This is a genomic window from Rhizobium sp. TRM95796, assembly GCF_025779995.1.
Lineage (GTDB): Bacteria > Pseudomonadota > Alphaproteobacteria > Rhizobiales > Rhizobiaceae > Rhizobium_E.
Map to the genome: position 1 here is coordinate 317,866 of NZ_JAOXHE010000004.1, position 26,285 is coordinate 344,150.

General features: G+C 62.7%; 21 protein-coding genes. 19 read left to right on the plus strand and 2 right to left on the minus strand.

Annotation, left to right across the window (positions count from 1 at the left end):
• Position 1 precedes the first annotated feature (1 nt).
• The 4 genes from OCK01_RS10215 to OCK01_RS10230 all read left to right on the plus strand — a co-directional run bounded on the left by OCK01_RS10215 (position 2) and on the right by OCK01_RS10230 (position 7,166).
• A complete protein-coding gene (locus OCK01_RS10215; RefSeq protein ID WP_263823835.1) occupies positions 2-1,630 on the plus strand; it encodes an acetoin dehydrogenase dihydrolipoyllysine-residue acetyltransferase subunit in 1,629 nt (542 codons plus the stop codon).
• A gap of 27 nt (positions 1,631-1,657) precedes the next feature.
• On the plus strand, positions 1,658-2,620 hold the full coding sequence (locus OCK01_RS10220) for a sugar-binding transcriptional regulator (RefSeq protein ID WP_263823836.1): 963 nt from the start codon (positions 1,658-1,660) through the stop codon (positions 2,618-2,620).
• A gap of 248 nt (positions 2,621-2,868) precedes the next feature.
• Complete coding sequence (locus OCK01_RS10225) at positions 2,869-6,246, plus strand: ATP-binding protein (protein ID WP_263823837.1); 3,378 nt, start codon at positions 2,869-2,871, stop codon at positions 6,244-6,246.
• The gene (locus OCK01_RS10230) at positions 6,243-7,166 is read left to right on the plus strand and encodes a DNA-binding response regulator (RefSeq protein ID WP_182828412.1); all 924 of its coding nucleotides are present in this window, start codon (positions 6,243-6,245) and stop codon (positions 7,164-7,166) included. The genes OCK01_RS10225 and OCK01_RS10230 overlap by 4 nt, the downstream gene beginning before the upstream one ends.
• Positions 7,167-7,238: 72 nt before the next feature.
• Here the strand turns inward: OCK01_RS10230 and OCK01_RS10235 are convergent, their stop codons facing one another.
• A complete protein-coding gene (locus OCK01_RS10235; RefSeq protein ID WP_263823838.1) occupies positions 7,239-7,817 on the minus strand; it encodes an EF-hand domain-containing protein in 579 nt (192 codons plus the stop codon).
• Between the two features lie 508 nt (positions 7,818-8,325).
• On the opposite strand from OCK01_RS10235, the gene tolQ reads away from it, so the two are divergent.
• The 13 genes from tolQ (at position 8,326) to OCK01_RS10300 (ending at position 23,204) form a co-directional block, all read left to right on the plus strand.
• Positions 8,326-9,045, plus strand: coding sequence for a protein TolQ (gene tolQ, locus OCK01_RS10240; RefSeq protein WP_182828414.1), 720 nt, complete (start codon positions 8,326-8,328; stop codon positions 9,043-9,045).
• A 17-nt stretch (positions 9,046-9,062) separates the two neighbouring features.
• Positions 9,063-9,533 carry a protein TolR gene (gene tolR, locus OCK01_RS10245; protein WP_182828415.1) on the plus strand — a complete coding sequence of 157 codons (471 nt, stop codon included), beginning with the start codon at positions 9,063-9,065 and terminating at the stop codon, positions 9,531-9,533.
• A 9-nt stretch (positions 9,534-9,542) separates the two neighbouring features.
• Positions 9,543-10,694 (plus strand): cell envelope integrity protein TolA, encoded by a 1,152-nt coding sequence (locus tag OCK01_RS10250; RefSeq protein ID WP_263823839.1) that lies wholly within the window; start codon positions 9,543-9,545, stop codon positions 10,692-10,694.
• Between the two features lie 113 nt (positions 10,695-10,807).
• Positions 10,808-12,079, plus strand: coding sequence for a Tol-Pal system beta propeller repeat protein TolB (gene tolB / locus OCK01_RS10255; protein ID WP_412179002.1), 1,272 nt, complete (start codon positions 10,808-10,810; stop codon positions 12,077-12,079).
• 150 nt (positions 12,080-12,229) lie between these two features.
• A complete protein-coding gene (gene pal / locus OCK01_RS10260) occupies positions 12,230-12,754 on the plus strand; it encodes a peptidoglycan-associated lipoprotein Pal (protein ID WP_182828418.1) in 525 nt (174 codons plus the stop codon).
• Positions 12,755-12,919: 165 nt separating this feature from the next.
• On the plus strand, positions 12,920-13,906 hold the full coding sequence (ybgF, locus tag OCK01_RS10265) for a tol-pal system protein YbgF (RefSeq protein WP_263823841.1): 987 nt from the start codon (positions 12,920-12,922) through the stop codon (positions 13,904-13,906).
• Entirely contained in the window at positions 13,903-15,234 is a 1,332-nt protein-coding gene (tilS, locus tag OCK01_RS10270; protein WP_263823842.1) for a tRNA lysidine(34) synthetase TilS, read from the plus strand. Before ybgF ends, tilS begins: the two co-directional genes overlap by 4 nt.
• A 108-nt stretch (positions 15,235-15,342) precedes the next feature.
• The gene (ftsH, locus tag OCK01_RS10275; protein WP_263823843.1) at positions 15,343-17,277 is read left to right on the plus strand and encodes an ATP-dependent zinc metalloprotease FtsH; all 1,935 of its coding nucleotides are present in this window, start codon (positions 15,343-15,345) and stop codon (positions 17,275-17,277) included.
• A 375-nt stretch (positions 17,278-17,652) separates the two neighbouring features.
• Positions 17,653-18,867, plus strand: a complete 1,215-nt coding sequence (locus OCK01_RS10280; RefSeq protein ID WP_412178995.1) for an OmpP1/FadL family transporter — start codon at positions 17,653-17,655, stop codon at positions 18,865-18,867.
• Positions 18,868-19,021: 154 nt separating this feature from the next.
• The gene (glmM, locus tag OCK01_RS10285; protein ID WP_263823845.1) at positions 19,022-20,374 is read left to right on the plus strand and encodes a phosphoglucosamine mutase; all 1,353 of its coding nucleotides are present in this window, start codon (positions 19,022-19,024) and stop codon (positions 20,372-20,374) included.
• Between the two features lie 192 nt (positions 20,375-20,566).
• Positions 20,567-21,421, plus strand: coding sequence for an outer membrane protein (locus tag OCK01_RS10290; RefSeq protein WP_263823846.1), 855 nt, complete (start codon positions 20,567-20,569; stop codon positions 21,419-21,421).
• Between the two features lie 98 nt (positions 21,422-21,519).
• The gene (locus OCK01_RS10295) at positions 21,520-22,479 is read left to right on the plus strand and encodes an acetylxylan esterase (protein ID WP_263823847.1); all 960 of its coding nucleotides are present in this window, start codon (positions 21,520-21,522) and stop codon (positions 22,477-22,479) included.
• Positions 22,476-23,204 carry an esterase family protein gene (locus tag OCK01_RS10300; protein ID WP_263823848.1) on the plus strand — a complete coding sequence of 243 codons (729 nt, stop codon included), beginning with the start codon at positions 22,476-22,478 and terminating at the stop codon, positions 23,202-23,204. The genes OCK01_RS10295 and OCK01_RS10300 overlap by 4 nt, the downstream gene beginning before the upstream one ends.
• A gap of 38 nt (positions 23,205-23,242) precedes the next feature.
• Here the strand turns inward: OCK01_RS10300 and OCK01_RS10305 are convergent, their stop codons facing one another.
• Positions 23,243-23,776 (minus strand): DUF992 domain-containing protein, encoded by a 534-nt coding sequence (locus tag OCK01_RS10305; protein WP_263823849.1) that lies wholly within the window; start codon positions 23,774-23,776, stop codon positions 23,243-23,245.
• 254 nt (positions 23,777-24,030) lie between these two features.
• Here OCK01_RS10305 and OCK01_RS10310 point away from each other — a divergent pair, with 254 nt between their 5' ends.
• The gene (locus OCK01_RS10310; RefSeq protein WP_263823850.1) at positions 24,031-24,870 is read left to right on the plus strand and encodes an outer membrane protein; all 840 of its coding nucleotides are present in this window, start codon (positions 24,031-24,033) and stop codon (positions 24,868-24,870) included.
• A gap of 193 nt (positions 24,871-25,063) precedes the next feature.
• Positions 25,064-26,242: a phosphoserine transaminase gene (locus OCK01_RS10315; protein ID WP_263823851.1), complete on the plus strand. Its 1,179-nt coding sequence runs from the start codon at positions 25,064-25,066 to the stop codon at positions 26,240-26,242.
• The last annotated feature ends 43 nt before the right edge of the window (positions 26,243-26,285 follow it).

The window sequence follows — 26,285 nt, forward strand, 5'->3', positions numbered from 1 at the left end:
CATGCCTGTCGAGGTGATCCTGCCGAAAGTGGACATGGACATGACCCATGGCACGCTCGCGATATGGCATGTCGCGGAAGGCGACTATGTGGAAAAAGGCGCGCCGCTGTTCGACATCGAAACAGACAAGGCGGCGATGGAAGTCGAGGCTCCCGCGAGCGGACGGCTGAGCGCGGTGACGGCGAGGGCGGGAGACAGGATTGCCGTCGGCTCCGTGGTCGCCTTCCTGCTTGCCGAGGGCGAGACCGCGCCGGTCGTGATGGATGCGGACGAACCACGCGACGATAGTGCGACGTCTGCCCCCGGCATCGTCGAGGTGATCCTTCCGAAAGTGGACATGGACATGACCCATGGCACGCTTGCGACCTGGCATGTCGCGGAAGGCGATTATGTGGAGAAGGGCGCGCCGCTGTTCGACATCGAAACGGACAAGGCGGCGATGGAGGTGGAAGCCCCGGCCAGCGGTGTGTTGCGGCAGGTAAACGCCGCCCCCGGCGATCGCGCGCCGGTGGGGCGGGTCATCGCCTATATCTGCCCTCCGGGCGTTCAGATGGAGCATGCGCCGTCCGCAAAACCTGTCGTCGCGCGGTCTCCTCATAAAGTGGTCACACCTTTGGAACGGTCGCCGTCCTTCGAGGGCTCGCAGGGCGGAGAGGTCTCCGGTTCGAGGGACGCGAGAGCGGGCGGCGTCCGCGCAACCCCCGCGGCGCGCGCCGCGGCGCGCACATCCTCCCTGTCGCTTGCGGATGTCGCCGGGACGGGTCCTCTCGGGCGAATCCAGGCCGAGGATGTGCGTCGTCATCTCGACGGGATGCCTGCGCCGACCTCGTCTGCGCCATCCGGATGGAGCCCCGAAAGCGGGCCTTTGCATGTGTCGCGGCGGAGCGGCGAAGGCGTCCCGATCGTGCTCATTCACGGCTTTGCGGCCGATAGTCCGAGCTGGACGCCGTTCGAGAGGGAATTGCGTCTGCCCAATCCGCTGATCCGCATCGATCTTCCCGGGCATGGAAAGTCGCCGATGTTGAAAATCGGCGGTTTCGCCGAACTCGCCAAGCTTGTCGGCAGGGCAGTGCACGCCGAGGCGGGGGCCGGTCCGATCCACCTTGTGGGACATTCGCTCGGCGGCGCGGTGGCGATCGCCGTCGCCGATATCAGGCCGAAAATGATCGCGTCGCTGTCCCTCTTGGCGCCCGGCGGTCTCGGGCCCGAGATCGACGGGCCGGCGTTGCAGGGCATCGCCCGCGCCACCCGCGTCGAAAGCCTGGCGCCGTGGCTACGCCGGCTGACGGCCTATCCCGAAGGCGTCCGCGACGACTATGCGAAGGCTGCGATGCGCGCCCGCACGGCGCCGCGCTTGAGGTCCTACCAGAGCGATCTGTGCGACGTCCTGTTTCCTGACGGCGTGCAATCCTTCGATCTGCGCCCCGCGGTCGGGCGGCTGACGGCGCCCACGGTGATGGTCTGGGGAAAGCGTGACCACATACTTCCCATGAGGCATGCGCTTGCGGTTGACGGGGATTTTGGTATTCATCTCCTGAACAATACGGGTCATACGCCGCAGATCGAATGTCCTGAGCGACTCGCCAGGATCATTCGCCGCCATATCGTGTCCACCATGGCGCCCGTGTGATGATGTCTCAAGGAGGACACACAGAGGATGCAAGTGGCGCAACCCTTGACTGGCGTGCAGAGCGATGCCGACCGAATTCGCGCGCGCGCCGTCTGGCTCTATCATGTCGAAGGGCTGACGCAGAACGAGATCGCCAACCAACTCGGCATCAACCGCGTCATGGTCGTCCGGGCCCTGGCTGACGCAAGGAGGCGCAACGAGGTGCGGGTCACGGTGTCCGCGCCGCTCGCCGAACTGGTCGAGCTCGAGCGGACGGTCGAGAAGCGGTTCGGCATCGCCAGGGTCATCGTCGCGCCCTTTTCCGATCCGGAAGGCGATCCCGTCCGGGTTATCGCCGCCGCCGCCGGCAATTTCATTTCCGGGATCATGAAATCGGGCCTGACCGTGGGCGTGGGGTGGGGGCGCACGCTCTACAACACGCTGCCCTTCATCAACGGCGGCACGCTCGAGGATTTCCGCGTCGTCTCGCTACTCGGCGGCATCGCCGCCGCCCGCAGGTTCAACCCTGCCGAATTCGCGTGGCAATTCGCCGAACTGTTCCAGGGCGACGGCTATCTGGTGCCCGCGCCGGCGGTCGTAGACAGTATCGAGACCAAGCATGCGCTGCTGGAGCGTTGCGGCCTGGCGGCGATCTTCGAAATGGCCGACAAGCTGGACGTTGCGCTTCTGTCCGTTGGCGGCATCTCGACGCTGACCACGAGCTATCGCGCCGGCTATATCAGCGAAGCCGACCGGCGCTCGCTGATCGAGGCTGGGGCCGTCGGCGATGTGCTCTACAATTTCATCGGCAAGAATGGCGAGATTCTCGATCATGAAGTGAACTCCAGGGTGATCTCGGTCAATCCGACGCGTTTGGGCCGGACGCCCGAGCGCGTGCTGATCTCTGGCGGCAAAGAAAAGATCCTCGCGCTCAAGGCTGCGATCAGCACTGTCTTGCCGACCACCTTCATTACCGACGAGCAGACGGCGATCACTTTGGCCGACGCATAAGCGCATCCAGCGGCCTCGTCGAAAGCAGGATTGTTCACGCGCAGCCAGCTGTTCGCCAGTCGCCGCATGACGAACGGATTGGGCGCATCCCTCGAATCCAAAAGTCTTCGTTCGTAAACAGTCGATCGGGAGATCATCGAAACAGCCGGGGATCGGCGGCGGTGTTCCGATAGGCTCTTGCCAAGCGGCGCATTCTCATGAACATGCCCTTTTGATGATCAATTTCATTGGGGCGCTAGTTTTTAGGCATGACGGCACGGCAGCGGATCATTCCCGTTCGGCGCGACTATAATCGCTGGGTGGCCAACCAGACGCTCGAAGATTATGCGCTCAGGTTTACAGCCAAGAGCGCCCGTCGCTATACGCCGAGCCGGATTTCGCAGACGGCGATCGGGGCGATCTCGTTTCTGGCGCTGGAGGCCGTGGGCGGGGCGATCACTTTGTCCTATGGCACCACGAATGCGATTTTCGCCATCGTGGTCGCCTCGATCCTGCTGTTGCTGATCGGAATTCCCATCAGCCGCTATGCGATCCGTCACGGGGTCGACATCGACCTTCTGACGCGCGGCGCGGGCTTCGGCTATATCGGCTCGACGGTGACGTCGCTGATCTATGCGACCTTCACCTTCATCCTGTTCGCCATCGAGGCCTCGATCATGACCGGGGCGCTGGAGCTCGCTTTCGGCGTGCCGCTGTGGCTCGGCTATGTCATCAGCGCGGTGGCGGTGATCCCGCTGGTCACCCATGGCGTGAAGCTGATCTCGCGCTTCCAGCTGATCACCCAGCCGATCTGGATCATCCTCAACATCCTGCCCTTCATCTTCATCGCGCTGGCCGACTGGCAGAAGTTCGAGATGTGGCTCGGCTTCGGGGGGCGCGGCCATGAATCGGGGGAGATCGGCACGATCGCGCCCTTCGATCTCGCCATGTTCGGCGCGGCCTCGGCGGTGATCCTGGCGCTGATGGCGCAGATCGGCGAACAGGTGGACTTTCTCCGCTTCCTGCCGGCCGAGGGCAAGCCGCAGACGCTCGGCCAGAAGATCGCCCGCTTTCTCGCCGGTCCGGGCTGGGTGGTGGTGGGCGCCCCTAAGCTCCTGGCGGGATCGTTCCTCGTGGTGCTGGCGCTCAGTTCCGGCGTGCCGGCCGAGCTCGCCGCCGATCCCGCCCATATGTATGTGACGGCCTTCGGCTATATGGTTCCGAACCAGACCGCCGCCCTGATCCTCACCGCCGGCTTCGTGGTGGTGTCGCAGCTCAAGATCAATGTCATGAACGCCTATGCGGGCTCGCTCGCCTGGTCGAACTTTTTTTCGCGGCTGACGCACAGCCATCCGGGCCGGGTCGTCTGGCTGTTCTTCAACGTCGCCATCGCGCTGTTGTTGATGGAAATCGGCATCTACAAGCTGCTCGAAGAGGTGTTCGGCGTCTTCTCGATCGTCGCCGCCGCCTGGCTGTGCACGATTTCGGCCGATCTCTTCATCAACAAGCCGCTGGGGCTCGCCCCGCCCGGCATCGAGTTCAAGCGCGCCCATCTCTACGACATCAATCCGGTCGGCATGGGCGGCATGCTGATCTCGGCGGCTGTGGCGCTGACGGCGCATTTCGGCCTGTTCGGCGATTTCGCCGCGGCGTTGGCCATCTATCTCGTTCCGATCGTCGCCTTCATCGCCACGCCGGGGATCGCCTGGGCGACCAAGGGGAAGTATTATCTCGCCCGCAAGCCGCGCCAGTCGTGGAAGACCCTCTCGACCATTACTTGCTCGATCTGCGAACACCCGTTCGAGCCCGAGGACATGGCCTGGTGCCCGGCATACGCCGCGCCGATCTGTTCGCTGTGCTGTTCGCTCGACAGCCGCTGTCACGACCTCTGCAAGCCCAAGGCGCGGCTCGAATATCAGGCGCGGGAAGTCGCGGCGACGTTCCTTCCGGAACGCGCCATCGCGGCGCTGGGGACACGGCTCGGTCGCTACGGCATGATCCTGGCGGCGGCGCTGACGATCATCGGCGCGACCTTGTGGATGATCGCCCAGCATGCGGGGGCGCAAACGCCGGAGACCGCCCAGGTGGTGAACGCCACCGCCATGCTGGTCTTCGTGGTGTTTTCCATGCTTGCAGGCATCGCCGCCTGGTTCTTCGTGCTCGCCCATGACAGCCGGGTGGTGGCCGAGGAGGAAAGCTCGCGCCAGACCTCGCTGCTGCTCAAGGAAATCTCGGCGCATAAGAAGACGGACGCGGCGCTGCAACAGGCCAAGGAAACGGCGGAAGCCGCCAACCGCGCCAAGAGCCGCTATGTGGTGGGGCTGACGCATGAATTGCGCACGCCGCTCAACGCCGTGCTCGGTTACGCGCAGCTGCTCGAACGCGACGAGGCGATCCCCGACGCCAAGCGCTCGGCGCTCAAGGTCATCAAGCGCAGCGCCGACCATCTGTCCGGCCTGATCGACGGGCTGCTCGATATTTCCCGCATCGAGGCGGGGCGGCTGCAGGTCACGTCGAACGAAATCAACGTCTATGATTTCCTCGACCAGATCGTCGGCATGATGGCGCCGCAAGCCGAAGCCAAGGGGCTGGATTTCAAGCTGCGGCGTGATGCCGCGCTGCCGCAATATGTCCGGACCGACGAAAAGCGGCTGCGGCAGATCCTCGTCAATCTCCTGTCCAACGCGGTCAAATACACCGCCGCCGGCAGCGTGGTCCTCGATGTGCAGTATCGCAACCAGGTCGCCACGTTCACGGTGGTCGATACGGGGGCCGGCATCTCGGAGGACGATCTCAAGGTCGTGTTCGAGCCGTTCCAGCGGGGCTCCGGCGCACAGTCGAAGCTGGCGCCGGGGCTCGGGCTCGGGCTGACCATCACGCGGCTCCTGACCCAGACGCTCGGCGGCGAGATCACCGTCGACAGCCGGTTGGGAAAGGGGACGACCTTCAAGGTGCGGCTGATGCTCTACGGCCTGGCGCGATCGGAAAAGCCCAAGGCGGACCAGAAGATTCTGACCTATACCGGTCCCCGACGCACGATCATGGTGGTCGACGACAACGAGGATCATCGCGAATTGATGCGGGAATTGCTGGCGCCGCTGGATTTCGTGGTGCTGACCGCCGAATCCGGGCCGGATTGCCTGATGCTGATCGAAGGCGTCAATCCCGACATCTTCCTTGTCGATATCTCGATGCCCGGCATGAACGGCTGGCGACTGGTCGCCAGACTGCGCGAGATCGGCCAGACCGCGCCGATCGTGATGCTGTCGGCCAATGTCGGCGACGGCGCGCCCACGGCGGCGACCGGCGATCACAACGACACGCTTTCCAAGCCCGTCGACTTCCGGCAATTGCAGGACAAGCTCGCCCTTTGGCTCGGCGTCGACTGGGTCTATGCGATCACGGCGCCCGAAATGTCCACCGCGCCCGCCGATCTGCGCAGCCCCGGCGCCTCCCATCTTCAGGATCTCATCCGGCTGGGCGAGATCGGTTATGTCAGGGGTATCGAAAGCAAGCTCGGCGAGCTTGCCAAAACCGAGGAAAACAGGCACTTCACCGATGTCATGACCGCTCATATCCGCGCCTTCAACATGGACGCCCTGCTCGCCGATCTTCGAAAGCTCGAGCGCGAGGACGCCTCGTCATGACCAGTCAGCAAGCGCCCCGCGACATTATTCTCCTGGTCGACGACAGCCCGGACTCATTGAGTTTCCTGACAGACGCGCTCGAGGCGTCCGGCTATTCCGTGCTGATCGCCACATCGGGCGCAGCGGCCCTGTCGATCTCCGAGCGGATCACGCCGGATCTCATTCTGCTCGACGCGGTTATGCCGGGCATGGACGGGTTCGAGACCTGCGCCCGTTTGAAGGGCATGGGCAGCGTGGCGCAGGCGCCGGTGATCTTCATGACCGGACTGACCGAGACCGAACATGTGGTGCGCGCGCTCGGCGCCGGCGGCGTGGATTATCTGACCAAGCCGATCAATGTCGAGGAATTGCGGGCCCGCATTCGTGTCCATCTCGCCAATGCCCGCTCGGCCCAGAGCGCGCGCGTGGCGCTCGACGCGGCCGGCCGGCATCTTCTCGCGGCGCGCGACGACGGCAAGATCCTCTGGTCGACGCCGCAGGCGACGCGGCTCGTCAACGCCGCCACCGGCCGCGACGACGGGCTCGATCTGGTGGCCGACAAGATCGGCGTGTGGATTCGCGACCGTCGTCTCTCATCATCGAATGACGCACAGGCGATCACCATCGAGACCGGACGCGAAGCGTCGCTGTCGCTGACTTTCATCGGCGCGATCGGTCAGGATGAAAACCTGTTCCGGCTGACCAGCCAGACCCAGGCGCAGGATGACGAGCGGTTGCGTCAGCATTTCCAGCTGACCATCCGCGAGGCGGAAGTGCTGGTCTGGATCGCCAAGGGGAAATCGAACCGCGACATCGGAGAGATCCTCGGCCTGTCGTCGCGGACGGTGAACAAGCATCTCGAACAGATCTATGTGAAGCTCGGGGTAGAAAATCGCGCCTCGGCGGCGGTGAAGGCGGCCAATATCCTGATGCAGGGTTGAGCCTGCTAAGAGGCGAAGACGTCTGCCAGCGGAAACGCGACCGGACCAGTCTCGTCCGGTCGCGCGATGCCGTCAGGCGGCGGTTTCTTCAGAGAAGGGAGGCATGCCCAGGCCGCCCCGCGGCGGTCCCATCGGGCCCTTGGGGGCATTTTCAGACATGAATGTCGTGAACTGCTCCTCGGTGACATAGCCTTGGTTTTCCGAATCGATGGCGGAAAACAGTTCCTTCGCCTTGGCGTCGTCCTGGCCGCCAGGCGCTTTGGCGAGGAATTCGGACTCGGTCATTCTGCCGTCTGCATCGGCGTCGAGATCTTCGTAGAGGCTGCTCGGATCGCCCATTCCCGCCATCGGCGGCATGCCGCCCTGTTGGCGAAGGCCCATCATCGCGCCCATGGCCTCGCCGCCCATCCGCGATTCCGGCGCCTGCATGGACGCCGAAAACTGATCGAAGCTGACCGACCCGGTGCCTTCCGTATCGATCTTGGAATAAAGTTTGGTTGCCGTCTCCTCCGACATTTTGGTGGGGCGGCTGGATACGAATTCAGACTGGCTCAATGCGCCATTCTGGTCCGTATCCGTCTTGTTGAACATGTCTTGCTGTCGAGCGATCATCGCCGCAGCGCCGCTGGATGCGGCAGTTACGCTGGTCATCTTGTCTCTCCAAGGTGTCTTGCGCAGCGTCTGTCCGTCCCACCTGGAAAACCCGCGTTCCGCGGCGAATCATTGCCATGCAGTTATTCTATACCCATATAATCGACTTTAAAACCATAATGTAAAATCCGTACGGTTTTAAAAATATACGTTATTTTGTCCTATTTTTGAGAATTATATACATATCTCGTTTCTTATTAAACTTGAGAATTCGCCCTGCTGTCTTCGTTATGTCTGGAGCCTCCGACTCCACCGATGGGATGCGGATCGAAACGCGCTGCATTGTGATAACCAACTTTTAACGATAATGAGGTCTTACTCGGATCGCTCGGGTTTTGTGCGCCGCACGCCTTCGTTTCACCAAATTTGGCGTAAAAAAGGCGGTCCAGAGCGTAAACGGTCAAGGCCAAAGGCCGCTCGGCGGCCGATTAGCGACGGACACCACATTGAACGCCGCCCGGCTCGGATCGCGATCGAGGCCGGGTGTTTGGATTCGGGGACTTAAGATATGGAAACGGCAAATCTGGCGGCAGCCCATGCGGACATGTCGCTCTGGGCGCTCTTCATGCAGGCGGGCTGGGTCGTCAAGCTCGTCATGATCGGCTTGCTCGGCGCATCGGTATGGACTTGGGCCATGGTGGTCGACAAATTGATCAGCTACAACAAGTTCAGGCGTCAGCTCGACAGTTTTGAACAGGTTTTCTGGTCCGGCCAGTCGCTCGAAGAGCTCTACCGCACGCTGTCGGAACGGCAAGTGTCCGGAATGGCTGCGATTTTCGTCGGCGCCATGCGCGAATGGAAGAAGAGCTTCGAGCGCGGCGCCCGTTCACCGATCGGCCTGCAGATGCGCATCGACCGCGCCATGGACGTGACGCTGGCGCGTGAATCCGAAGCGCTGGAAGCGCGGCTGTCGTCGCTCGCCACCATCGGTTCGGCCGGTCCCTTTGTCGGCCTGTTCGGCACCGTCGTCGGCATCATGACCTCGTTCCAGGGCATCGCCGCGTCGAAATCGACCAATCTCGCCGTCGTCGCGCCCGGTATCGCCGAAGCGCTGCTCGCCACCGCCATCGGCCTCGTCGCGGCTATTCCCGCCGTCATCGCCTACAACAAGTTCTCCGGCGACGCCGGCAAACTGGTCGCGCGCATGGAAGGCTTCGCCGACGAATTCTCCGCCATACTCTCGCGCCAGATCGATGAGAGACTGCAGCCGCGCCAGGCGGCGCAGTAAATTCGGGGGACGCCAGGATGGGTATGTCAGCAGGGCCTCAGGGCGGAGGATCGGGGGGTCGCCGCGGCAGCCGTCGCGGCGGAGGACGCCGCGCCCCGGTGAGCGAAATCAACGTGACGCCGCTGGTCGACGTCATGCTCGTGCTTTTGATCATCTTCATGGTGGCCGCGCCGTTGATGACGACGGGCGTGCCGATCGACCTGCCGGAGACGCAGGCCAAGGAGATGAATTCGGACACCAAGCCGATCACCGTATCGATCGCCAAGGACGGGCAGATCTATTTCGGCGACGAGACCGAAGTGGCCGTGCCGATCGACGAGGTCGTGCCGAAGCTGCAGGCCATGGCCAAGGCGGGCGCGGAAGAACGCATCTTCGTGCGCGGCGACGCCGGCACGGAATATGGGCAGATCATGGCCGTGATGGGCCGCATCCAGGCCTCGGGCTACAAGAATATCGGACTGGTGACCCAGCCGGAAACAGGCGGTTAAGGCTTATACATGCGCAGTAGCGTCGTCACATCGGTGGCATTGCATGTGGTTCTCCTGGGCGCGATGCTGATCGGCATTTCGCCCAAGCCGATGGATATGGCCATTTCCGAAGCCATGCCCGTCGACCTCGTGCCGATCGAGGATGTCGCGCAGTTGCAGCAGGGCGACAAGGAAGCGCCGAAGGCGGAGAAGTCTGCGCTCGACAAGACCCAGAAGCAGGACGAGCAGCCCGACGCGATGAACGCCGGCGAAAACGACTTCGACCTGAAGTCGGTGCCGACGCCCACCGAGAAGCCGAGCAACGTCTCCAAGGCCGGCGCGCCCGAAAAGACCGAGGATCCCAATCCGCAACAGGACAATACCGTGCAGGAGGCCGACAGCCAGGCCGTCGAGGACACGGCTGTCGAACCCGCCATCCAGGAAATGGCCTCCGCCGAAGTGCCGAAGCCGGAGTTGAAGACCGAGCCGACCCCGGAACCCGCCAAGGAAACGCCGGTCGAAGAGGCGGCGCAGGAAGAGCCCTTGCCGGACAGCGTGCCGATCCCGACCACGCGCCCGAAGGAAGAGCCGAAAAAGGTTGAAAAAACCGAAGAGAAGAAGCCGGAAAAGACCGAAGAGAAGAAAACGGAAGAGAAGAAGGACGCCAAGGTCACCGAGAAGAAGAAAGACCAGAACTCGAAGGCCAAGAAATCCGACAAGGATCAGAAGACGAAGAAGTCGACGACAAAGAAGGATTCCGATTTCAGCGCTGACGAGATCGCCACGCTTCTCAACAAGACCGAGGACAATCCCGGTGGCGCCAAGCGCTCGAACAGCGACAAGGCCCTGGGCGCGAAGATCGCGACGGGCGGGAACAAGCTGTCTCAGAGCGAATTGGATGCTCTGAAGGGGATCATCGAAAAGAACTGGTCGATCATGCCGGGTCAGGTCAGTTCGAGCGACATCATGATCACGGTGACCTTCGAACTCGACGAGAATGGCCAAGTGGTCGGTCGTCCCGAGGTCAAGGGATCGGGCGGCGACGGCTCCTCGCTCTCGGCGCTTGAGGGCGGCGCGCTTCGTGCGGTGATGCGGTCGGCCCCGTTCGACAAGCTGCCGAAGGACAAATACGACACCTGGAGCAAGGTGACGGTGAACTTCTATCCGAGCGAGATGATGTGATGCTGGCGAAGACGCGGGACAGGAGCGTGGGGAGCCGGCAACCAACGAGAACAATTAGGCTGAAAGGCTGAGAGAGGACGATGAAACACCTTTACCTCAAGTTTCTGGCGATCATGGCCGGATTTCTGTGTCTCGCGGCGAGCGCCGCTCAGGCTGAAATCACGATCGACTTGCGCAAGGGCAACGTCGAACCGCTTCCGATCGCGATCACCAATCTACAATCCAGCGGCGATCTCGGCGCGCAGGTGACCCAGGTCATCGCCGCCGACCTCAAGCGTTCGGGCCTGTTTGCGCCGATCGACCAGCGCGCTTTCGTGCAGCAGATCTCCAATCCGGACGCAGCGCCCCGCTTTGAGGACTGGAAGACGATCAATGCGCAGGCGCTGGTGACCGGCCGCGTCACTCAGGAAGGCGACGGTCGCTTGCGCGCCGAATTCCGCCTCTGGGATGTCTATGCCGGTTCGCAGCTGATCGGCCAGCAGTTCTTCACCCAGCCGGAAAACTGGCGCCGCGTCGCCCATATCATCGCCGACCAGATCTATCAGAAGCTGACGGGCGAAACCGGCTATTTCGACACCCGCGTGGTGTTCGTGTCCGAAAGCGGCCCGAAGACCGAGCGCGTTCGCCAGCTCGCGATCATGGACCAGGACGGCGCCAATATGCGTATCCTGACCAAGTCGCGCGCCATCGTGCTGACGCCGCGCTTCTCGCCGAACCAGCAGGAAATCACCTATATGTCCTTTGAAGGCGAGCAGCCGCGGGTCTATCTGCTGCAGCTGGAAACCGGACAGCGTGAAGTGGTCGGCAATTTCCCCGGCATGACATTCTCGCCGCGCTTTTCGCCTGACGGCCAGCGGGTGATCATGAGCCTGCAGGAAAAAGGCAACGCCAACATTTTCACCATGGACCTGCGCTCGCGCACGACGACCCGCCTGACCTCGACGGCGGCGATCGACACGTCTCCGTCCTATTCGCCCGACGGTCAGCGCATCGTGTTCGAAAGCGACCGTGGCGGACGTCAGCAGCTCTATGTGATGGGCGCGGACGGTTCCGGCCAGCAGCGCATCTCGTTCGGGGACGGCTCCTATTCGACGCCGGTCTGGTCTCCCAAGGGCGACCTGATCGCCTTCACGAAGCAGTCCGGCGGCAAGTTCTCGATCGGCGTGATGAAGCCGGATGGTTCGGGCGAACGCATCCTCACCACGGGCTTCCACAACGAAGGCCCGACCTGGGCGCCGAACGGACGCGTGCTGATGTTCTTCCGCCAGCCCGCCGGTTCGGGCGGTCCGAAGCTCTATTCGATCGACATTTCGGGCTACAACGAACAGCCGATCCCGACCCCGGCTTTCGCGTCGGACCCGGCCTGGTCGCCGCTTCTGGAGTGACGAGAACCGGAAAATCGGCGCGCAGGGGCGAAAAAAATCGCCCCGAGCCGCGCCGATTTCCGGTTTGTTAACCATACGCGTTGAAGTGAGATTAACCCCGTCGGGTTACAGTCTGGAAACCCTAAGAATTAAGAATTCAGGAGCAGGCCGATGAGCCATATTCAAACCTATCAGCCGGGAGCTTTGGCGAAGCTCGCGCGCAATCCCTTCGCAATCGCGCTGGTCGCCGGTCTGGCGCTCGCCGGCTGCTCTAAGAAGAACAAGCTCGACAGCGCCTCCGACCTCGGCTTGAACGGCGCCAATTCCGCCACTCCGGGCTCGCAGCAGGACTTCACGGTCAATGTCGGCGACCGCATCTTCTTCGACACCGACTCCTCGTCGATCCGTCCGGACGCGGCCCAGACTCTCGACCGTCAGGCACAGTGGCTGAACCAGTATCCGAACTACCGGATCACCGTCGAAGGTCACGCCGACGAACGCGGCACCCGCGAATACAACCTCGCGCTCGGCGCCCGCCGCGCCGAAGCCACACGCGACTATCTCGCCTCGCGCGGAGTCGCCGGCAATCGGCTGCGCACCATCTCCTACGGCAAGGAAAAGCCGGTCGCCGTCTGTGACGACATTTCCTGCTGGTCGCAGAACCGCCGCGCCGTCACCGCGCTCAACGGCGGCTGATACGCAGAGACGGTTCGCAACCGGGAAATTTCGGGGCGGTCCTTCGGGGCCGTCCTTTTTGTTTTCCTTACTTTGGCCAGACTCCGTTGCTTTTTGGTCGCAAAATTGGAAAACATCCCGATGTTGCGCTGCTTCGCGCAACATCACACCAAGCAGGATGACACGATGAGAAACAGGGTCATGGCCGGCGTATTGGCGCTTGCCGTCTCGATGATGGGGGTTACGGCTGCCGGCGCCTTCAGTCTGTTCGGGTCGGACGACAGCCAGCCGCGGCGGCAGGAAAAAAGCGCCGTTGTCTTGGCGCAGGCCGGCGACGCCGAAATGCGGGTGCAGCAACTGGAAGAACAGCTTCGACAGCTCAACGGGCGCGTCGAGGAAATGAGCTTCCAACTGCTGCAGATGCAGGAACAGTTGCGCAAGGCGCAGGAAGACAACGAATTCCGCTTCCAGGAACTGGAAGGGGGGGGCAAGAAGAAAAGCTCCATCGAGGTCGTCCCCGGCGCCGGCGACGTCAACACAGCCAATGCTTCCGGCGCGCAATCGCCGGAAGCAGACCAGACGCTCGACAGCGCCGACCAGCAGCCGATGGACGGCGGGTCCAGCGAAGATCCAGCCCTCGGAGCCCCGCCCTCGGATCTCGGCTCGATCGAATTCGACCAGAATGGCAATCCCATCACCCGCGCCAATCCCAATTCGTCGGGCGTCGACACGACCGCCTTGCCGCCGCCCGCCTCAACGTCCGGCGCCGACGCCGCGGCAGTGTCCGGCGGAGACGAAGGCCAATATCAGGCCGCCTACAACCGCATCCTGGCGGGCGACTATGCCGGCGCGGAAGCCGGCTTCGCCGAATTCGTGGCCAATCATCCCGACAGCAAGCGCATCGCAGACGCCAATTTCTGGCTTGGCGAAGCCCAGTATTCCCAGGAAAAATATACGGATTCCGCCAAGACCTTCCTGAACGCCTACAAGACCTACGGCTCTTCGGGCAAGGCGCCGGAAATGCTGCTGAAGCTCGCAATGTCGCTGGCGGCCCTCGACAGCAAGGACACCGCCTGCGCGACGCTGCGCGAAGTGACGAAATCCTATCCGAAAGCGTCTCGCGCTGTGATCTCCAAGGTCGCCAGCGAACAGAAGCGCCTCGCCTGCGGATGACGAAGCCCGATCCTGTCCGCACGGCTCCGCTTCACGCGTCGAGCGCGGACAGAGTGGAGGCTGTTCTCGAAGAGTTTCTCGACAGATGCGGTCGGCCCTGCCGGATCCTGATCGCCCTTTCCGGCGGCGGCGACTCCGTCGGGCTTCTGGCGGCGCTCAGCGCGATCCGCGCGCGTCGCAGGGATGCGAGCCTAGACCTCATCGCCGCCACGGTTGACCACGGTCTGCGTCCCGACTCGCAGCAGGAAGCCATCGCGGCCGGACGGCTGTCGGAAAGCCTCGACGTCCCTCACCAGATTCTCGCCTGGATCGGAGACAAACCCAAGTCCGGAATTCAGGCGGCGGCGCGCGAGGCGCGCTACGATCTGCTGTGCCGCCACGCGCTTTCCCACGGCGCCGACATCATCCTGACCGGGCATAATCTCGACGACGACGTGGAAACCTGTCTTATGCGCCGGTCGCGAAACGCCGACGCCGAGGGCCACGGCATGGCGGAGGCCGTGCTGCTGTTCGGCAGGATCTGGGCGGCGCGGCCGTTGCTCGCTCTGCGGCGAGAGGAGATCCGCGACTATCTGCGCGCCCGGGCGACGCCCTGGGTCGACGATCCGAGCAACGGCAATCCAGACTTCGAGCGCGCCCGACTGCGGGCGTCGCAGCGACAGACGCCTCCTCCGGATTTCGCTGACCTGATGCGGGCGCGGCGTGCGCGCATGCAGGCGGCGGCCCGTCTCTTGAACGACCGGGCTCAGATGATCGGCCAGAAGGTGGCGGTCGTGGATCTCTCTGGCCTCGCCGTCGCCGACCCCGCCGCATTGGAAGCGGTTTCGGCGCTCGCCGCCGTCATCGGCGGACGCGACCATCCGCCCGGAGGGGAGGGCCGCAACGCCATCCGGCGCCTGCTCTCAGTCGAGCATGGGCAGATGACCCTGGTCCGCGTCACGTTCGACAAACGCGGCGATCACCTGTATCTGCAGCGCGAGAACAGGGATCTGCCGACCATCGTCATTCCGCCCGGCGCGGCCGCGACTTGGGACAACCGACTGCGGATCCTCAACCGAAGCGACGGCGACATCTCGGTTGGCCCGGTGGACGGGGAGCCGCTCATCGCGCCTGCGCGGTTCGACCACCTTCCTGCACGGGTGCGACAACTCGCGCTTCGCACCGGGCCACTGTGTCGACCGCGCGGCGCAATGCAGCCCCTGATGTCGGTTTTCTTGGCCGGATATGACAGATTTCTGCCGCTGGAGCGGTTGGACCTGGGCAATGTCCTTGCCAAACTCATGGGTTTGCCGCACTTTCCTTTGCCTATGTTTCGGCATCCGGCGTGAAATCGACGCTGTCGCCGCTTGGCAAGTGGCGGAGGTGCTCCTATCTTTCACCTTGAAATGGCCGTATGCCGGGTTTAATCCCGCGGTCAAACTATGTCGGTGAGGTCAATGAACCCGAATTTCAGAAATTTTGCCCTCTGGGCCATCATCGCGGTCCTGCTGGTCGCGTTGTTCAGCATGTTCCAGTCCCAGGGCGAACGCGTCAGTTCGAGCGAGATCCCCTATTCGGATTTCGTCAAGGCGGTGGATGCGGGCCGGGTGCGGCAAGTGGAATTCATCGGGAATCGGGCCCGCGGCCAGTTCAGCGACAATGGCTCGGTCTTCCAGACCTATACGCCGAACATCGATGACGCGCTGATGCAGCGTCTGCAGGACAAGAACGTCATCGTGTCTCTCCGGCCGGAGAGCGACGGTTCGTCGAGCATCTTCGGCTATCTGATCAATCTGCTTCCGGTGCTGCTGATCATCGGCGTCTGGCTGTTCCTGATGCGCCAGATGCAGGGCGGCTCGCGCGGCGCGATGGGCTTCGGCAAGTCCAAGGCCAAGCTGCTGACCGAGGCGCATGGCCGCGTCACCTTCGAGGATGTCGCCGGTATCGACGAAGCCAAGCAGGACCTCGAGGAAGTCGTCGAATTCCTGCGCGACCCGCAGAAGTTCCAGCGTCTCGGCGGCCGTATTCCCCGCGGCGTTCTGCTGGTCGGCCCTCCGGGCACCGGTAAGACGTTGACCGCGCGCGCCGTTGCCGGCGAAGCGAACGTGCCGTTCTTCACGATTTCCGGTTCGGACTTCGTGGAAATGTTCGTCGGCGTCGGTGCGAGCCGCGTCCGCGACATGTTCGAACAGGCCAAGAAGAATGCGCCCTGCATCATCTTCATCGACGAAATCGACGCGGTCGGCCGTCATCGCGGCGCCGGTCTCGGCGGCGGCAACGACGAACGGGAACAGACGCTCAACCAGTTGCTGGTCGAGATGGACGGCTTCGAGCAGAACGAAGGCGTGATCATCATCGCCGCGACCAACCGTCCCGACGTCCTCGACCCCGCGCTCTTGCGTCCCGGCCGTTTCGACCGTCAGATCACCGTGCCGAACCCGGATGTCAACGGCCGCGAAAAAATCCTCAAGGTGCATGTGCGCAACGTGCCGCTGGCTCCGAATGTCGACCTCAAAATCATGGCGCGCGGCACCCCGGGTTTCTCGGGCGCCGACCTCATGAATCTCGTGAACGAGGCCGCTCTCCTCGCCGCGCGCCGCAACAAGCGCCTTGTCACCATGGCGGAGTTCGAAGACGCCAAGGACAAGGTGATGATGGGCGCCGAGCGCAAGTCGCTCGCCATGACCCCGGAAGAGAAGCGCAACACCGCCTATCATGAAGCCGGTCACGCCATCATCGCGCTCAAGCTCGCCGGCGCCATCGATCCGATCCACAAGGCGACCATCATCCCCCGCGGCCGTGCGCTCGGCATGGTGATGACCCTGCCGGAAAGCGATCGTTACAACTGGACCTATGAGAAGGCCATCGCCCGCCTGACCATGCTGTTCGGCGGTCGCGAAGCCGAGATCATCACGTTCGGTCCCGAAAAGGTCACCACGGGCGCTTCCGGCGACATCCAGATGGCGACGGGCCTGGCCCGATCCATGGTGATGGAATGGGGCATGAGCGAGAAACTCGGCCGCGTGCGTTATCGCCCGAACGAGCAGGAAGTGTTCCTGGGTCATTCCGTGAGCCAGTCGACCAATATGTCGGACGAGACGGCCAAGCTGATCGACGAAGAAGTGCGCCGGCTGATCGAGGAGGGCGAAACCAACGCCCGCACCATCATCGCCGACAATCGTGATCAGTTCATCGCGATTGCCGAAGCGCTGCTCGAATTCGAGACGCTGACCGGCGACGAGTTGCGCGATCTCATGAACGGCAAGCCGCCGTCGCGCGACGCCTTCGACGATACGACTCCGAGCCGCGGTTCCGCCGTGCCCTCGGCCGGTTCGCGGGGCAAGGATGGCGCGCCCGAAGCCGAAGGCGGATACGAGCCTCAGCCGCAGTAAATACCCGGAGCCGCATGACGCCGTCATCGAAACCCCGCCATCGCGCGGGGTTTCGTGTTTGATTCTTTAGGGTTTCGACGGGCTCGGCGCAGAAATTGAGGCGACGCGATGATCGTCCACAAGGCCCGGTGATTGAAAATGGCGTTGTTGCACATTTGTGACGCAGGCCATGGACTTGAGCATGAAATTCTCTATTCCCGCCATTTTCTTGCTGTTTGGCAAAAAATTCATCCGGTCTGGTCAAATGTGATCAGGCGTATCGAAATCTTACGTAAATTTTTAGAGATTTGCCGGCGTCAGTTTGCCGCAAGGCCGAATTGTAATCATCCCCAACGTGCATAAACTACCTCCAACCTTGTTCAGTGGGAGGACAACATGGGGGAAACAATGCTCCGCATTGGTTTTTTGACGATCATTTCAGCGGCTCTGATGTCCGGCGCGGCCTATGCCGGCGGCATCGAGCGCAATGGTTATAATATCGATCTGCTTTTCGATCCCTCCAATATCGCCGTGGAGAGCACCGCGACCTATGTGTCGCCGCATCGGGAATACACCAATTCGCAGAATTTCAGCGGTATCGGCGGAACCGATCCCGACGTCCGCGACACCAAGGATTACTTCAGCGGCGCTGTCGGCGTGAAAGCGCGCGTGGTCGAAGGCGTCGACTGCCTGGTCGACTATTCGCAGCCCTGGGGCGCCCATTCGGCGCCCGGCTTGAATTGGACAGGATCCACGGAAAACGCCGAAACGAAAATCAACAGCGACAATTACGGCCTGACCTGCTCCTACAAATTCGACATGGGCAAAGGTCAGCTTCGCCTGATCGGCGGCGGTTTCTATCAGCAGGTCGACGGCTTCAAGGAAAGCCTGGTGACGCCTCCGGGACTGGTTCCGGGCTTTGACGGCACCGGCCGCCTGGAACTGGATTCGGACGGTTGGGGATGGCGCGCGGGCGTCGCCTACGAAATCCCGGAATACGCCTTCCGCGCGTCGTTGATCTACAACAGCGAAGTCAAGCTCGACGGCATCACCGGCACGCTGGACCTCTCGAACGTCTCGCCGATCCTGGTGCCCGGTCTGGGCGGCGCTGTCTGGGATGTGTACGGCTCGACCAAGATGCCGGATTCGCTCGAATTGGCGATTCAATCCGGCATCGCGCCCGATTGGCTCGCCTTCGGCAGCGTCAAGTGGACGGACTGGAGCCAGTTGCAGACGATCCCGTTCTATCTCGACGGCACCAATATCCAGGCCACCTCGCTCGACCTGTTCTATCGCGACGGCTGGACGGTCACCGGCGGCGTCGGCCACCAGTTCACCCAGAAATGGTCGGGCGCCGTGTCGGTGACCTGGGATCGCGGCACGTCGCAAGGTTACGGCTCGCAGACCGACACCTGGCTGTTCGGCGCCGGCGCCAATTTCGCGGCGACCAAGAATGTCGACATCAAGTTGTCCGGCGCCATCGGCTGGATGAAGTCCGGTTCGTCGGGCTCCTATGTCTATGACGGCGTCACCTACGGCGCGGACAACAGCTATGATTTCGGCTCCGACTTCGTCGGCGCGGTCTCGACCGGCATCAAGGTCAAGTTCTGATAGGATCCAGCGGCGGATCACGGAAAAAGCCCGGTCTCCTCGGCCGGGCTTTTTCACGTTAACATTCTGTTTGCGCGGGTGAGACAATTTGATGTGGCAGAACGCGATCTTTGTGGCATCTAGAACCCGACGAGAACTCAGCACTGGAATGAACATGACGAGACGTTATTTCGGCACCGACGGCATTCGCGGCCAGTCCAACAAATTTCCGATGACGCCGGATCTGGCCATGCGGGTCGGCATCGCCGCCGGCACGATCTTCCGGCGCGGCGGCCATCGCCACCGCGTTGTGATCGGCAAGGACACGCGCCTGTCGGGTTACATGCTGGAAAACGCGCTGGTGGCGGGCTTCACCGCCGCGGGCGTCGACGCCTTCGTCCTCGGCCCGATCCCGACGCCGGCGGTGGCCATGCTGACGCGCTCCTTGCGCTGCGATATCGGCGTGATGGTGTCGGCCTCGCACAATCCCTATCAGGACAACGGCATCAAGCTGTTCGGCCCGGACGGCTATAAATTGTCGGACGAGATCGAGGCGCAGATCGAGGCCTTGCTCGACAAGGACATCATTCCGCAACTGGCCGTATCCGACGCGATCGGCCGCGCCAAGCGCGTCGACGGCGTGCATGACCGCTATATCGAATTCGCCAAGCGCACTCTGCCGCGCGACGTGACGCTGAAGGGTCTGAGGGTCGCGATCGACTGCGCCAACGGCGCAGCCTACAAGGTCGCTCCCGCCGTGCTCTGGGAGCTCGGCGCGGAAGTGGTGACCATCGGCAACGAGCCGAACGGCGTCAATATCAACGACCAATGCGGCTCCACCCATCCGGATGCGCTGATCAGGAAGGTGCATGAGGTCAGGGCCGATATCGGCATCGCGCTCGATGGCGACGCAGACCGCGTCATCATCGTCGATGAGAAAGGCACCATCGTCGACGGCGACCAGCTGATGGCGCTGATCGGAGAGACCTGGGCCAATGACGGATTGTTGCGCGGCAACGGCATCGTCGCGACCATCATGTCGAATCTCGGCCTCGAGCGCTTCATGCAGCAGCGCGGCTTGCAGCTCGCCCGCACCAAGGTCGGCGACCGCTATGTCGTCGAGCATATGCGCCAGAACGATTTCAACGTCGGCGGCGAGCAGTCGGGCCATATCGTGCTGTCGGATTTCGGCACCACGGGCGACGGCCTGGTGGCGGCGCTGCAGGTATTGGCGGCGGTGCGCCGTCAGGGCAAGACGGTGAGCGAGGTCTGCCGCCGTTTCGAGCCGGCTCCGCAACTGCTCAAGAATGTCCGCTACGAAGGCGGCAAGCCGCTCGAAGATCCGATCGTCCGGGAAGCCATCGCCGACGCCGAAAGCGAGCTCGCCGGCCGCGGCCGACTGGTGATCCGCCCCTCCGGCACCGAGCCTCTGATCCGCGTCATGGCGGAAGGCGACGATGAAAATCAGCTGAAGCGAATCGTCGACGGTCTGATCGACCTGATCGGCGGCGTGAAGAACGCCGCCTGAAAGATCATTTTCCGGAAAAACTTTGAAATCCCGGTCGGTTTCGGCCGGGATTTTTGCATTTGAGAGATTGCTTTCGAAGCGTCATGGTAAAGAAGCGTGGTTAAGCGCTATTTAACCTTTGCCATTCATTATCCAACCACAGCACCTTCCCGAGGTCCCATGGGCCGGACCGGGTTATCTGGAGTTTGGATCATGAAAAGACTTTTGACTTCCGCAGCCCTGATGTTGGCCATGGCCGGCGCCGCATCGGCGGCAGACCTCTATACTCCCGAGCCTCAGCCGGCCCCGTATGAGCCGGCTCCGGTCGTGGAGACCAGCGGCTGGTATATTCGCGGCGACGCCTCCTATGACGTCATGAACCTGCGCGGCGCCAAGTTCTACCAGGGCGGCAGCTCGCGTCGCATGGTGGACTTCCATGAATCCGACATCGACAATACCGGAAATATCGGCGTCGGCGTCGGTTACCAGGTCAACGATCACTTCCGCGTCGACACCACGTTCGACTATCTGTTCTCGGCCGATTTCCGTGGTTCGACCACCGGCGGCGGCTCCGATTTCGGCGCTTGCACCGACACCTGCAAGTCGCGCGACGTCTCCGCCATGACCGCCTACAGCCTGATGGCCAACGCCTATGTCGATATCGGCCATTACGGCATGTTGACGCCGTATGTCGGCGCCGGCCTCGGCGGCACCTATGTCAAGTGGGACGACCTCAAGAACACCGCCTGCAGCGCCACCAATCCGGAACTGTGCGACGACACGGTCAGCCATAAGGGCAAAGGCAGCTGGCGTTTGACCTATGGCCTGATGCTCGGCACCGCCATCGACATCAACTGCAATCTCAAGGCCGATGTCGGCTATCGCTATCGCCGCGTCGATGACGGCGACATGTTCGGCTACAAGTCCAATGGCGGTCCTGGCAAGGACAAGGGCTTCGACATTCATGAAGCCCGCGCCGGCGTTCGCTACGCCTTCGGCGGCTGCGCCGAGCAGGCCTACCTGCCCCCGGCCGATATGCCGCAGCAGGAACAGCCGGTTTTCAAGTAAGATCCCGCCACTTTCTGCAAAGCCGCCCTCCGGGGCGGCTTTCGTGTTTCAGCTCCATTCTCGTCACGACGGCGGGGACGATCGAGGGAGACCGCCGCATGGCCGATCCGTTCACCCATGGCTATCCGTTCAACCCTTCCTACGGCTACAGCCTGGCGGATTTGCGCGCGGTGGCCGCGCCCCCCGAGCCGGACGGGTTCGACCTTTTCTGGCGCGATCGCCACCAGCGCGCCCTGAGCGTCGATCCAGAACCCGCTCCGTCGAAAAGCGCCGCCTCTCACCCGGATTGGACGATCCTCGATATTCGCTTCCGCTCGACCGGCGGTTTCGAGCTCGGTGGGTGGCTTTGCGCGCCGAAGCGAGGCCCTGTGAAGCGCGGTCTGGTGATCGGCCATGGTTATGGCGGCCGCGACGCCCCGGACCTGGATTTTCCGGTCGAGGACGCAGTGTTGTTGTTTCCCTGCTTGAGAGGATTGTCGCGCAGCGCCAAACCGCCGATCTCCACCGATCCCAATTGGCATGTGCTGCACGATATCGATGATCGCGACGCCTATATCATCGGCGGCTGCGTGGATGATGTCTGGGTTTCGGTGACGGTTCTATTGCAACTCTATCCCTGGCTCGACGGACATATCGGCTATAGCGGCATCAGTCTCGGCGGCGGTGTCGGGAGTTTCGCGCTCGCTTTCGATCCGCGCTTGACCCGGGGCCAGATCGAGGTTCCGACCTTCGGCGCCCAGCCGCTTCGCCTGAGCCTGCCGAGCATTGGCAGCGCGCAAGGGCTACAGGTCTATGCCGCAGACCATCCGAACGTCGCGGACACCCTGACCTATTTCGACGCCGCCTCGGCCGCCCGACACATCGCGCAGCCGACGCTCTGCGCAGTGGCGCTTTTCGACCCTGCCGTCGCGCCGCCGTGTCAGTTCGCAATCGCCAATTCGTTGCAGAACGATCATGAAATCTTCATCCTCAAGGCCGGGCATTTCGATTATCCTGAGGCGCAAGAGGAGCATGGGAGGCTCCGCGACACGATCGGACGGTTTTTCGGGGACCTATGAACCGGGAATATCATCGTTGGCATAGTCCGCGTCTCGGGCGCGACATGGAGTTGCTGATCTTCGGCCATGCCGGCGCGAAGGCCCTGATGTTTCCGACCCGCGAAGGGCGCTTCTGGGAGTATGATCAACTCGGCGTCGTCACAAGTCTCGCCGACAAGATCGAGGCGGGACATATCCAGCTCTATTGTGTCGAAGGGCTGGCGCAGGAAACTTTTTATGATCGGTCCCGCTCGCCGGGCGACAGGCTTCGCCGCTATCACGCCTTCGAAGATTATGTTCTCAACGAAGTGATGCAACTGATGGCGGTTCGCAACGGCCATGATTGCACCATGGCGGTGGGCTGCAGCCTCGGCGCCTTTCAGGCGGCGAGCCTGGCTTTCCGTCATCCCCAGTATTTTCGAAAGTTGGTCCTGCTGTCGGGCCGCTATGACCTGACGCTTAAGGTCGAAAGCTTCGGCGATCTGTTCGAAGGATATTACGACGACGGCGTCTATTACCTCAACCCGTCGCATTTCCTGCCGGGGCTGGAATGCGAATGGCGGCTCGAATGCCTGAGGCGAATGGACATCGTGCTCGCGATCGGCCGAGACGATCCATTCCTCGACAACAACAGGCATTTGAGCCGGGTATTGTGGGAGAAGGGGGTCGGTCACCAGATTCAGATCTGGGATGGACGCGCCCATCGCGGCAGCGCCTGGCGAAGAATGGCGCCGCTCTATGTCTGACGCGGTCCGGACGGCGACAACCGCCCGGACCGTAGAGATCAGTTGACCGGATGCAGCGTCACGGTCGCGCCGGCGGCGGCGACGTTGAGGCCGAGCTGGCCCTCGACGCTGACCGGCTGAAGCTGGATCGAGCCTTCGGTGCCGCCGAGCAGCACATTGGCGCCAATGCCGGCGCCCACCGTCGCTTCCGCGGCCGCGCCGACATAGGTGCCGCCGAGCGAGCCGCGATGATAACCTGCGGTGGGAGCGAATACGGCCCAGACCATCTTGCCGCGCGTCGTGTAGCCGACATCGATGCCGAGCTTCTTCACATAACCGCTATAGCTGTCGCTGCGGGCGCCGCGCGCCGAGCGGAAGGAGCAATCGAGCTCCTTGGCCGAGCCGATCAGGAAGCCTGCGCCCGAGCCGACGTCGCAAGAGAGATAGCCGATCTTGACGCCGCCATGATAATCGCTTTCGGCCTGAACCTGCGGCGCCTCGTCATAGGCGGTCATATCGGCGGCGCGCGCCAGGCCCGCGGCGGAGGAAACCGCGGCCAAAGCCGCGACCGTCGTGAGGATTTTCTTCATCATCGTCATTCTCCTCTGAGCGGGCGCCGATCATCGGCGCCGCTTCAGCCTGTCAAAAACCGTTGTTCCGCCGAAGCGGACGCTGGTCAAACGTTCCAGCAGGCGGATCGTTCGATCTTCATTGGGACTTTTCCGAGGCGGGCGATCGAACCTTACCAAAACGTGAAGCGGCATGCTTAACGGCGTCTTAACCACTCGGCGGCATAGTTAACCACAAATCGCACTTTTGCCGTCCGTCGGCCGTCGGGAGACAGTCCATGTCCGTTGCTTTTCGCCTCGCTTTCGCGTCCCTGCTGATCGCATCCGCCACCACTCAGGCGCTGGCCGTGGACCTGCCGCCGATGGTCGACGCGCCGGAGATCGACGGCCCGATCTCCGACCCCGCCGGCTGGTATTTCCGCGGCGACATCGGCTACAATCTGAAGCTGGACGCCGGCGATCCGACCTATAAGACCTATGACGCGACGACGCAGACATCCACCACCAGCGGCTTCGACAGGAGCCGCATGGATCGGGACGCCACCTTCTCCACGGGCGTCGGTTACCAGTTCAACGATTTCCTGCGCAGCGACGTGACGCTCGATTATTTCAAGGCGACGCATAACGGCAAGACCGGCTGGAGCCAGTGCACCGTCGCCAATGAAAGCGCCACCGGCTATTGCCGTTACGATTCTCAATCCGTCTCGGCGCTGTCGACGCTCGCCAACGCCTATGTCGACCTCGGCACCTATTGGGGCCTGACGCCCTATGCCGGCGCCGGCGCCGGCGTTAGCTATGTCAAATGGTCGGACGTTTCGGGCAAGCGCGGTTGCGCCTATGCCGACAAATCCGATTGCGGCGGTCTCGACTACTCGCATTCCAAGGAAAACGGCGAGGAAAGCTGGCGCTTCACCTATGCCCTGATGGCCGGCGCATCCTACGACATCACCGACCGGATGAAGCTCGATCTCGGCTACCGCTTCTCCCAGATCGGCAGCGGCGACATGTTCTCCTTCAACGACCATGACGAGTTCAACGGGGCGTTTGGAACCAAGGGCAAAGATGATGGCTTCACGCGGCACGAGATCCGCATGGGCGTGCGCGTCACCGGCTGGTAAGCCCGCGGCAAATACGAGTATCTTCACCGGCCGGAGTAAACTTCGGCCGGTTTCCTATTTCATCGACGACCCATTCCAAAAAAGACAAAAACGTTCTGAAAAACGACTTGACCCGACTCTGCCGCTCCCATAAACACGGCGGCGGGACACCTCTCCCCAACGAGAGGCCATATACCTGGAAGGGTAGTTTATCATGGTAGAACTCGCCGCGCCGGCATTGCGCCCGGCAAATTCGCATTTCTCCTCCGGCCCCTGCTCGAAGCGTCCGAACTGGTCGCTCGCCGCGCTCCAAGATGCAGCGCTGGGCCGCTCACATCGCTCCAAGCTCGGCAAGAACAAGCTCAAGCAGGCGATCGATCTCACCCGCGAAATTCTCGACGTGCCCGCCGATTATCGCATCGGCATCGTGCCCGCGTCCGACACCGGCGCAGTTGAAATGGCGCTCTGGTCGCTGCTGGGCGCGCGCGGCGTCGACATGGTCGCCTGGGAAAGCTTCGGCTCCGGCTGGGTCTCCGACGTCGTCAAGGAACTGAAGCTCGCCGACGTCCGCAAGTTCACCGCCGATTACGGCAAACTTCCCGACCTTTCCGCCATCGATTTCGATCGCGACGTGGTCTTCACCTGGAACGGCACGACCTCGGGCGTGCGCGTCGCCAATGGCGACTTCATCCCGGCCGACCGCCAGGGCCTGACGATCTGCGACGCCACTTCGGCGGCGTTCGCGCAGAACCTCGATTTCACTAAACTCGACGTCGTCACCTACTCCTGGCAGAAAGTGCTGGGCGGCGAGGGCGCGCATGGCGTGATCATCCTCAGCCCGCGGGCCGTGGCGCGTCTCGAAAGCTATGAGCCGGCCTGGCCGCTGCCGAAGATCTTCCGCATGACCAAGGGCGGCAAGCTGATCGAAGGCATCTTTCAGGGCGAGACGATCAACACGCCCTCCATGCTCTGCGTCGAAGACTATATCGACGCGCTGCTCTGGGCGAAGGAACTCGGCGGCCTGAAGGCGCTGATGGCGCGGGCAGACGCCAACGCCCGGGTGATCTTCGACTTCTGCGACGCCAATCCCTGGCTCGCCAATCTCGCCGAAAAGGCCGAGACGCGTTCGAACACCTCCGTCTGCCTGAAGATCGTCGACCCGGCCGTGACCGCGCTCGACGCGGCCGGCCAGGCGGATTTCGCCAAGGGTGTGGTTGCGACGCTCGAAAAGGAAGGCGTGGCCGTCGATATCGGCGCCTATCGCGACGCTCCCTCGGGCCTGCGCATCTGGTGCGGCGCGACCATCGAAACCGCCGATCTCGAAGCGCTGATGCCCTGGCTGAGCTTTGCTTTTGAAAAGCAGAAGTCCGGGCTCGCCGCCAAAGCGGCCTGATTTCTTCGTCTTCCGCGCCTCGATCGCGGAAGACGCGCCTATC